The 1,592-nt window shown below is 42.6% G+C and carries 1 protein-coding gene; it reads right to left on the reverse strand.

Annotated elements, in window-relative coordinates:
• Window positions 1-237: 237 nt before the first annotated feature.
• Window positions 238-1,357 (reverse strand): peptide chain release factor 2 gene (gene prfB, locus B4U84_RS21580; RefSeq protein WP_131120523.1). Its coding sequence is split into 2 segments (ribosomal slippage): window positions 238-1,284 and window positions 1,286-1,357, totalling 1,119 coding nucleotides; the frame shifts between segments, so codons are not numbered across the junction.
• Window positions 1,358-1,592 lie beyond the last annotated feature (235 nt).

Genomic DNA, 1,592 nt, shown 5'->3' on the forward strand with positions numbered 1-1,592 from the left:
GGATCAAGGAAGGTTAATAAGCAAAGTTAAAACGTTTTGAACAAACGCTTTAATGTTCTCTATGGATCAAGGAAGGTTAATAAGCAACGTTAAAAGGGATTGAACAAACGCTTTGATGTTCTCTATGGATCAAGGAACGTTCTTAACCACAACTCAATTTCTACTTACACGTCAGGGTAAATTGGGAAGCAAGATCCCCGACTTTTTTTAAAAGTCGGGGATCTTGTTGTTCACAAATTACACAGTCGCTTCTACTAGCTGATTTTCTTGCCGTAGATAAGCTTGGATAAAGGTATCGAGTTCACCATTCATCACATCAGCGATCGCAGTCGTTTCGATGTTGGTACGTAAATCCTTGACCATTTGGTAAGGATGAAAGACGTAGTTACGAATTTGGTTTCCCCAAGAAGCTTCGACCATATCACCGCGAATTTCGGCAATTTCTTTAGCGTGTTGTTCTTGGGCAATAACTAACAACTTTGCTTTCAAACGGGCGAGGGCTTTTTCTTTGTTTTGCAATTGGCTGCGTTCTTCTGTACAACGCACTGCAATTCCTGTGGGAAGATGAGTAACACGTACAGCAGTTTCTACTTTGTTAACGTTCTGTCCGCCTTTACCACCAGACCGAGATGTAGTAATTTCTAAGTCTTTTTCGGGAATCTCCAATTGTACCGAGTTATCGAGTTGGGGCATAACTTCTACCCCAGCGAAACTAGTTTGGCGCTTACCATTAGCATTAAAAGGCGAAATCCGTACTAAGCGATGAGTACCTGTTTCAGAGCGCAAGTACCCATAGGCATAGCGTCCTGTAATCTCTATGGTGGCTGATTTTATACCTGCTTCGTCACCTTCGGACTCGTCAGTTAAATTTACCTTGTAACCCTGAATTTCTGCCCAACGGGTATACATTCGCAGTAGCATTTCTGCCCAGTCTTGAGCATCAGTACCACCAGCACCAGCGTTAATTGTTAGAACTGCCCCTTTGTCATCATAAGGACCAGATAATAACTGCTGTAACTCCCACTGGTCAAGTTCTTTGTTGAGTTTGGTGACAGTAGTTTCTGCTTCTTGCAGAAGTGCTTCATCGGTTTCTAACTCCAACAGTTCTAATACTGCTTTAGTGTCTTCGATGCTACTTTGCCAGTGTTCGTATTGCTGAATATGCGCTTTTAAATCATTAAGTTCTTGCAGCGTGCCTTGGGCTTTGACTTGATCATCCCAGAATTCTGGCTGGGCTGCGATTTGTTCTAAATCTTGAATTTTAGCTGTGAGTGCAGGAATGTCAAAGATAGTCCTGAGTTTTACCCAGGCGATCGCACAACGTTTCAATTTCCCGTTTTAGTTCTAATGCATCCATAGTTTTTGCTAATGAGAGCGCGTTTTATATTTTAAGGGTAGATTTACACTCTCGTGTCAATAGAGATTGCTATTTATTTTATTGGTATCTCAAAATCTTATCTATAATAATATGCTCGTACAAGAAAATCGGGGATCGAGGATTGGGGATCGGGGATCGGAGATTGGGGATCGGGGATCGGGGATCAGGGATTGGGGATTGGAGACGCTTCGCGTAGACGCGTAAGCGGCTTCTC

This window comes from Westiellopsis prolifica IICB1 (assembly GCF_004323185.1).
GTDB lineage: Bacteria > Cyanobacteriota > Cyanobacteriia > Cyanobacteriales > Nostocaceae > Pelatocladus > Pelatocladus prolificus_A.